This window comes from Desulfobacter latus, from assembly GCF_013389365.1.
GTDB classification, from domain to species: Bacteria; Desulfobacterota; Desulfobacteria; order Desulfobacterales; family Desulfobacteraceae; genus Desulfobacter; species Desulfobacter latus.
The window spans coordinates 1-8,905 of sequence record NZ_JACADJ010000101.1 but is presented as its reverse complement, the minus strand read 5'-3'; the positions used below and the strand labels follow the sequence as shown (position 1 = coordinate 8,905).

Below are 8,905 nucleotides of genomic sequence, written 5' to 3'. Positions count from 1 at the left end.
ATATTTTTCTTGACCATATCTTAATTTTCTGAGTATATGCAAGGAAAAAAATGATGGGTGTGAAAAAAATTATCCAATCCATGGAACAACGCAGAAAACAAAAAAATGGACGATTTTAAACAGGCGCCAACCTGTCTTGCCTAAAAATAAAATTCATAATTATACATTTGAGTCTGCACTTAGGGCCATGGCCCTAAGCCTTGACAAGATTTCAAGTATCAGACAGACTTTTTTTTGATATTTTACAATTGTTGGCTTTATATAGTAAGGAAATTTTATGAAAAAATCAATTATAAAGGGCTCAGGCGTCTTTGTGCCGCCCCATGTTGTCACCAATCAGGACCTGACCGAAATTATGGACACGTCTGATGAGTGGATCCGGCAGCGCACCGGTATTCACCAGCGACACTGGGTCACCCCGGACGATGTCTGCGGCGCATCGGATTTGGGCACCGCGGCAGCCCGCATGGCACTGGATAACGCGGGTTGGCATCCCAATGATCTGGATTTTATCATTTTTGCCACCTTAAGTCCGGATATCATGTTCCCGGGGGGCGGGTGTCTTTTAGCCCGAAACCTTGAACTTAATACCACGCCGGCCCTGGATATTCGCCAGCAATGCACCGGCTTTTTGTACGGGTTTGCCACAGCAGATTCCTACATCAAATCCGGGCTTGCTTCAAAAGTGCTTCTGGTGGGTGCTGAAGTGCATTCCACAGGGCTTGATAAAACCACCCGGGGCAGGGATGTGACGGTGATTTTCGGTGATGGGGCCGCTGCCCTGTGTATCGAAGCCGTTGATAGGGATGAAAACGTGGGCCTGATCGCTTCGGCATTGCATGCAGATGGGCATTTTGCAGAGACCTTAAAAACCGAACTGCCCGCTTCCAATCTTATAAAGCGCATACCTGATGGTGTCTCCACGGATGATCCCCGATATTTTCCGGTCATGGACGGTCCTGCCATATTTAAAAAAGCCGTACGCATGCTTCCAACGGTGACCATGGAAGTTCTGGAAAAAGCCGGAATGGAATTGTCTGATATTGATCTTGTGGTGCCACACCAGGCCAATAAACGCATTAATCAGGCCTTTGGCCGGTTTCTCAAACTACCTGAAGATAAAATGTTTCATAATATTGAAAAATACGGCAACACCACGGCTGCCAGCATTCCTTTGGCACTTCACGAAGCCATTGAAACCGGCCGTATCGGCAAATCCGGAGATGTTGTCCTCTTTGCCGGGCTTGGTGCCGGTCTGACCTGGGGGGCATCCCTTTATAAATTTCCTTGATCGTTCCTCTATTTTTTATGTACTCGTGCTCGTAAACGTGTACGTTCACGAGTACGAACACGAATGAGACGGGGCTTGGATCCGTATCCAGCTTTAGACGCCGGCGGTTGAGTTCCCAAACAAAAGGTCCAGGTAAAAATTATCCGTTTTCGATGCACAGGCAAATCTATATGACGGGTCAAGATTTCTTGCGGCCATCTCTTTGCGGATATCCCCGGCCATGACTTTGCCCAGCTCAACGCCAAACTGGTCAAAGGGATTTACGCCGAGAATGAATCCTTCCAGAACAGTTCTGGCCTCATAAAAAGAGAGCAGCATCCCAACACTTTCCGGTTCCAGATTATCAATGGTAATGATTGTTGAGGGCCGGTTGCCGTCAAAATTCCTGGCCGGGTCATCGGAATTGCGGCCCAGGGCAAGGGCACCGGCCTGGGCCAGAAGATTGGCCCACAGTTCCTGGTGGTTGGTCACCCCTTTGGACATTGCCTGAATACCGGTGTATCCAGGCGTTTTGACGCCGATGAAATCAATGGGAAAAGCGTTTCCCTGGTGGGCCAGCTGGAAAAATGAGTGTTGGGCATTGGTGCCGGGTTCCCCGAAGATAATGGTGCCGGCTGCCTGGGTTAAATGCGCGCCTTCCGGGGAGACCGACTTGCCGAGGCTTTCCATATACAGTTGCTGGACATGGGGGCTGAGCCGGGCCAGCCTGGACGCATAGGGAATAATGGCCTGGGCCGGATATCCCATATACAGGGTGTTCCAAATGGAGATCAGGGCTGCGGTTAAGGCGATGTTTTTTTCTGCCGGACTTTCCAGTACATGGGTATCCATAAGACGGCAGCCGTCCAAAAAGCGTTGGAAAACATCATATCCCAGTGCAAGGCTTAAAGGCAGTCCGCCCACAGCCGAGGATACCGAATACCTGCCGCCGATAAAATCAAACATATGAAAAGAAGCGAGTAGCGGTGTATCGGGGTCATCCCCCGGACTTCCCTTGGCCGTGATGGTGACCATGTGATCTAACGGAGAGACGCCCTGGGCTTTGAGCCATGTACTGACCTGGTTGAGGTTGGCCATGGTTTCGGTGGTGGTATAAGATTTGGAAATCACGATCCAAAGGGTGGTCTCTTTGTCAATGGATTCAATGACCCGGGCAAAATTGTCAATATCCACATTGGGCAGAAATAAAAGATCCATTTTTCCGGCAGCCCCGGCCAGGGCCTGGTAAACAAATTCACACCCGAGATATGATCCGCCAATACCGATAACAACTGCCTGGGTAAAGGGTTTTCCGCATGCCGAGCAGAGTTTGCCGTCATGGACGGATGCGCAGAATTTTTCTATTTTTTCATTAACTTGTTGTATCTGGGCTTTAACGTCCATATCCTTGAATATAAGCGGGGAGGGGCCTGTGCCCCGGGCCGCAGTATGCAGCGCTGCGCGGTTCTCGGTGGGATTTACGATCTTCCCCTGGGTCATGTCACTGAATTTTTCAAGTGCCTTGGACAAGGTTTGAGATTCATGCAGCAATGCGAATGCATTTTCATCCAGCCGCTGACGTGAAAAATCCATAAAAAAACCGTCCATGCCGAGACTGAAATCGGAAAATCGTCCGGGCCGCCCTAAAAGCTGCCGCAGGTGGTGATCCGGCGCGTCAAACTTTTGGGCCGCTTGGGTTAATTTTGCATGAAGCGCTTTAATTGAGGGGTCATCCGGATAAAGCAAACCAGCCGGGGTCATATTTATTTCTCCTTACGATTGAAGTGTCCACGATATGTGATTGTGATGGATGTGCTTGCTTGCCTATTAATTTATTAATTATAGAACAAAAACAGCAAAGAATAAACCTTCAGGCGTATGATTTGAAATAGTTTGAAATAGTCCCCATCATTTTCTAACTTGGAAAAACTTGACAACAATCCATTAGTCCATCTAAATAATTGAATCATGAATTTAAATAATATCGATATTCTGCTAAAAAAAGGGGTGAATATCCCAAATCCGTCCACCGTGTTTATCGGTGATGACGTTGACCTTGAGCGCATATCCCCGGATGGGGTAACGCTTTTTTCAGGCACCAAACTAACCGGTGAGCGAACCCTGATCATGCCGGGTACCGTTCTTGGTTACGAATCCCCGGTGACCGTTGAAAACTGTCTTATGGGGCCGGGTACAAAGCTGCACGGTGGATATTTTCAGGAGACCGTGTTCATGGGGGACAATGTTTTTGGTTCCGGCGGGCATGTGCGAAAGGGCTGTATTTTAGAAGAACAGGCCAATGCCGCCCACACCGTGGGGCTCAAGCAGACCATTCTTTTTCCCTTTGTCACCCTTGGCAGCCTGATCAATTTCTGCGATTGCCTCATGGCCGGCGGCACCAGCCGCAAGGATCATTCCGAGGTGGGATCGTCCTTTATCCACTTTAATTATACCCCCAACCAGGACAAGGCAACGGCCTCCATGATGGGCAATGTTCACCAGGGCGTGATGCTGAACCAGCCGCCTGTGTTCCTTGGGGGCCAGGGCGGGCTTGTGGGGCCGGTGAGAATCGCTTTTGGATGTATCAGTGCCGCAGGGTCCATTATCCGGAACAACGAACTGCGGTGCAACCGGCTGATCATGGGCGGGACAATGAAAAATGCTTCCGTTCAATGGCGTCCGGGTATCTACACCCGTCCCGGCAATATTTTAACTGAAAATGTTTATTATATTTCAGGGTTGTATGCCTTAAAAGCCTGGTATGGTTTCATTCGTACGCTTTTTACCTGGGACTGGATGTCTCAGGCCCTTGTTTCAGGGTTGCAGAAAAATATTGATATCTGTATTCAGGAGCGGATAAATCGATTGAATGCGTTTGGAAACAAACTTGAAACATCAAAGAAAATTTTGCTCCAAAGGGGAAAAGGGCAGGGCAGTCAGGCTGTTGCCACCCATGACACGGTTCTGGAAAAACTGTCCCGGGCATCACACATATTTGATCAGGCGGAGAATGATCTTAAAACCCCTGGACCGGATGGGGAACAATTTATAGAATACATTGATATTCAAAGTATTCATAACAAAAAAGATTACGTGGGTACGATTCAGGGCCTTGACGAATCAATTTCAATCATCGGGTCGGTATGGCTCAAGGGTATTGAAGACCGGATTTTTGATGCGTTTGGGTTGGAAGAAGTTGAATCTAATTAATAAAAAAGCGAGATAACCATGGGGAAGTTATTTGGAACAGACGGTATACGGGGCAGGGCAAACACCTATCCCATGACATGCGATCTGGCCGTAAAAACAGGCCAGGCCGTAGGCATTTTAACCCAAACCGCTTCCAAGGGATGTGTCATCATCGGTCGGGATACCCGAATTTCAGGCCAAATGTTTGAATCTGCGCTGGCTGCAGGGATTGCTTCCGTTGGTGTTGATGTGATGATCGCCGGGGTTATTCCCACCCCCGGGGTCGCATATCTGAGCAGTGCCGTTGAATCCTGCGGGGCCGGTATTATGATTTCCGCGTCTCATAATCCCTATTATGATAACGGTATCAAAATTTTTCAAAAAGGCGGCATTAAACTCTCCGATGATCAGGAAAATGACCTTGAGAACATGATCCTTGGTCCGCCCATTGATCTGCCTTCAAAAGTTGGAACCATTGAGTCCGCCGATGACGCCCAGGCCAAGTACGCCCGGTTTCTGGTTAAAAAGTTTAACTTTCCCAAAAGGCAACGAAAACTCAAACTGGTGATTGATACGGCCAACGGCGCGGCCGGCTTTTGTGCCCCGGAAATATTCACCGCGGATATTTTTGATGTCACTTTTATCCATAATCAACCCAACGGAATAAATATTAATGAGGATTGCGGTTCCCAGCATACAACAGATTTAAGCGAGCATGTCAAAAAAATGAACGCCGATGCCGGTCTTGCCTTTGATGGCGATGCCGACCGGTTGATTGCCGTGGATGAAACCGGGCAGCAGATCACAGGAGATGCCTTACTGGCCATTTTGTCGAAATTTGCCAAACAGGCCGGCAAGCTTGGCAATAATATCGTTGTAAGTACGGTGATGAGCAATGTGGGGCTTGGCAATACACTGGCACAATTAGGTATTCGGCATGAAATAACCGGGGTCGGGGACAGAAAGGTGCTGGCGCGCATGAAAGAAACCGGTGCGCTTATCGGCGGGGAAGATTCCGGTCACATGATTTTTCTGGATGAACAGACCACCGGTGACGGTGCATTATCGGCCTTAAAGCTCATAGAGGTGATGCTGGCAACCGAAAAACCTTTATCCGAACTGGCTAAAGTTATGACCGTTTACCCCCAGGTGTTGATCAATGTTGACGTAGACGCATCCAGACCCGATTTTATGAAAGTCCCCATGATTGCCGATGCCATTCAAGCGGTGGAATCACAGCTTGGCACCCAGGGCAGGGTGCTTGTGCGGTATTCGGGTACCCAGCCGTTGCTCAGGGTGATGGTTGAAGGCCCTGAAAAAGATCTGACCCGTCAATGCTGCGAGAAGATCTGCGCGGTCATAAGAGAGTGTTTATAGCCGGGGCACTAACCTTTAATGATATCCTCTATCCGGTTTAAGACCTTAAACATATCGACCGGTTTAAAAAAAATGTCTTCCTCGGTCAATCCGATTTCCTGAAAATCTGGAGACAATTGCATGTCCAAGGATCCTGTAGAAATTAAAAAACGGCATTGGGGGCATATCATCCTGGCCCGGTTAATAAACTCATCCCCACGCATACCGGGAAGCCGGATGTCTACGATGCACAAAAAAGGACATTCGGTTTCATTTAAATCATCCAGGGCATCTTCCGCACAAAAGTAGCCAACCGCTTCAAATTGTTTAAAATAATCAAAAAATTCAATAAAATTTTTGCAAATAGCCTGTTCATCATCAATGATGAATATTTTTTGGCCGGCATCCGTCATAATATTTATTCCTTCATTTATTTGCATGGCAGATCAATGGTAAATGTTGTTCCCTTTCCAGGCACTGAAGATACTGTGAATTGCCCTCCATGGCCCCTTGTTATAATGAAATATGAAACCGAAAGCCCTAACCCTGTACCGATGCCCGGCCCCTTGGTGGTAAAAAACGGTTCCATAACTCTTTTTTTTATATGGTCCGGTATGCCCGGGCCGTTATCCTGAATCTCTATGCAGACAGAATTGTCATGCTTTGAGATTCGGATGTCTATACGGGGTTCGGGCTGCGGCACGGGCATTTCAGCCATGGCTTGAGCTGCATTGCGAAAAAGATTTAACAGAACCTGCTCAATCTCTGTCTCTATGCAGTTTATTTTTGGAACATCCGTATCAAAGTACATATTCACTGAAATTTTTTTAAAATCATAGGTTCTTTTAAGATCAAAGTCATTTTTTGCCAGTGAAAGAGCATTTTCAACAATTGCAGGCAAATGGCAGACGGTTTTCCGGGATTCACTCTTGCGGCTGAAAAGAAGCATTCGTTTAATGATATCCGCCGCCCGGACAGCGGCCCGTTTTATATCTTCAATAAATGCATCCATTTTATGCAGACGCATATATTGGGCCATAAGATCCATATCAAGGCCCAGTTCTTGGGCGGCTTCCTGGTTTTTGGGAAAATCCGGGCGGCTTCGAATCTGTAAATTCTGGGCGGCCTGAAGTATGATACCCAAAGGATTGTTAATTTCATGGGCAATACCGGCGGCAATACCGCCAAGTGAAACCATTTTTTCCGTATGAATCATCATTTCTTCAACTTTTTTTAACTCCGTCACATCTCTGCCGATCATCAGAAGAACAAGTTCCCCGTCGATCATCACTTCACGCCCCGAGATCAGTTGTACCATCACTTCACCATCAGAGCGGTAAAAAGCAATTTCAATATTTGTTGTTTTTTCTTGTTTGTGAATCCGTTTAAAAAGTATTTCCCGGTCATCGGGCCTTACATAACGTAAAAGCGCTTGATCTGTTTTACCCAGGAGCTCTCTTCTTTCATACCCGAATATTTTTAAGAAGGATTCATTTACCTCTATAATTTGTTCCGTTTTCAGATCAAAAAGAGCGATACTGTCCGGACTGAGCATGAAAAGCTCTGAAAATTTTTTTTCTGAATCCTTAAGCGCCTCTTCCACCCGTTTCTGGCTGTGAATATCAACATTTAAACCGGTTATTCGCGTCACTGCCCCCTCTTCATCCCACTCAACCGCCTGCCCCTTACCTAAAATCCAGCGCCATTCCCCTTTTTTGTTACGCATGCGAAACTGCGCTTCAAAATATCCTGTGCCGCCTTTTTTACGGTAATAATTTAAAATCCGGGTTGTCCTTGGAAGATCATTTGGATGGGTCAGGTCTGCCCATCCTTGAAAATTTGACTCGATTTCCCCCGGATCATAACCCAGGATTGCAAACCATTCATCACTGAAAACAGCGTCACCGGTCAGGGGATACCAATCCCATATGGCTGCCTGGGTTGCCTTCATTGCAATATGCAGCCGGTCTTCTTGATCCTTGATTGCTGATTCTGCAGCCTGGAGTGCACACTCTTTTTTTTTCAGATTGTTTTTCAGACACCAGGCAATTAACATCAGAATGAAAAGCAAAAACAGGGTTACACTCAGGGCAAATTGGAGAAACCGCTTTTCTCTTTTTGAAAGAATGCCCTTATTTTCCAGCAAAATCCATCTGTCACGAATATTCTGGATCTCTTCAGGCGTTACGGTATCCAGTGCCTTTTGCATCACACTGAATAACAGGGGGTATTTTTTATTGACCGCAAAAGAAAGCCTGTGTTCGTATCCAATGCTGCCGGCAACCCGCAGGTTAGGCAGATTATTCTTATCAATATAGTAAGCCGCGGATGCCAGGTTCCCGACAAACGCGTCAACAACGCCGAATGCCGTATTTCTAAGGCCTTCGGCTATGTTTGAGACCAGGACGATTTCAAATCGGGAATCGAATTTGTTGCGAAGATATTTTTCAGAAACATATCCTTTTACAACTGCGACCCGCTTGCCGTCAAAACTGTCCAGTCCGTTTGCTTTTTTTCTGCTTTTCTGGGTGATAACCACCAGGGGAATGGAAAGGTACGGCTTACTGAAGAATGCATACGCGGCACGCTCTTGTGAGGAAACGATAACCGGAGAAATATGGATATCCCCATTCTTTAATGCGTTGAGCTGTTCAGGCCAGTTCGGGGCCGGTTTTTTGATGAAAGATATGCCCAGCCGTTTCTCCATGGTTGCCATAATATCAGCGCCCAGACCCTGGAAATTACCATTCTCACCTAAAAATTCAATGGGAGGATAATACGCATCAAACCATAAAATCAGTTGATTTCGATTGGCATCAAGCCATCTCTGTTCTTCTTCAGTCAAATGAACATCTGCAACCGCAAGCGGTGCCTGCCACACATACAGACCTGCAATAGCAATCAAAGACAAGAACAACATAAACACTGAGTGAGTGCAAATTTTTAATATATATAAGCAGCTATCAATACCTTCGCCAATTATGCTGTTTTTAAAGGCTGATGAATACAGCCTATGCTGCAGACCTCTTCATATAACTGAGAAATAAAATTGAATCCCTCAAAATGAGGATCATATTTTAATATATTTTT

At 46.6% G+C, this 8,905-nt stretch carries 6 protein-coding genes; 3 read left to right on the top strand and 3 right to left on the bottom strand.

Going from position 1 to position 8,905, the window contains the following annotated elements; genetic code table 11:
• Positions 1-277 precede the first annotated feature (277 nt).
• Entirely contained in the window at positions 278-1,291 is a 1,014-nt protein-coding gene (locus tag HXW94_RS17395; RefSeq protein ID WP_178368165.1) for a 3-oxoacyl-ACP synthase III family protein, read from the top strand.
• 93 nt (positions 1,292-1,384) lie between these two features.
• Here HXW94_RS17395 and HXW94_RS17390 read toward each other — a convergent pair whose 3' ends face one another.
• Positions 1,385-3,031 (bottom strand): glucose-6-phosphate isomerase, encoded by a 1,647-nt coding sequence (locus tag HXW94_RS17390; RefSeq protein ID WP_178368164.1) that lies wholly within the window; start codon positions 3,029-3,031, stop codon positions 1,385-1,387.
• A 207-nt stretch (positions 3,032-3,238) separates the two neighbouring features.
• Here HXW94_RS17390 and HXW94_RS17385 point away from each other — a divergent pair, with 207 nt between their 5' ends.
• Positions 3,239-4,480 carry a protein GlmU gene (locus HXW94_RS17385; RefSeq protein ID WP_178368163.1) on the top strand — a complete coding sequence of 414 codons (1,242 nt, stop codon included), beginning with the start codon at positions 3,239-3,241 and terminating at the stop codon, positions 4,478-4,480.
• An 18-nt stretch (positions 4,481-4,498) separates the two neighbouring features.
• The gene (gene glmM / locus HXW94_RS17380) at positions 4,499-5,836 is read left to right on the top strand and encodes a phosphoglucosamine mutase (protein ID WP_178368162.1); all 1,338 of its coding nucleotides are present in this window, start codon (positions 4,499-4,501) and stop codon (positions 5,834-5,836) included.
• Between the two features lie 8 nt (positions 5,837-5,844).
• On the opposite strand, the gene HXW94_RS17375 is transcribed toward glmM, so the two are convergent.
• Positions 5,845-6,228, bottom strand: a complete 384-nt coding sequence (locus tag HXW94_RS17375; RefSeq protein WP_178368161.1) for a response regulator — start codon at positions 6,226-6,228, stop codon at positions 5,845-5,847.
• 17 nt (positions 6,229-6,245) lie between these two features.
• Positions 6,246-8,726: a PAS domain-containing protein gene (locus HXW94_RS17370; RefSeq protein ID WP_178368160.1), complete on the bottom strand. Its 2,481-nt coding sequence runs from the start codon at positions 8,724-8,726 to the stop codon at positions 6,246-6,248.
• Positions 8,727-8,905 lie beyond the last annotated feature (179 nt).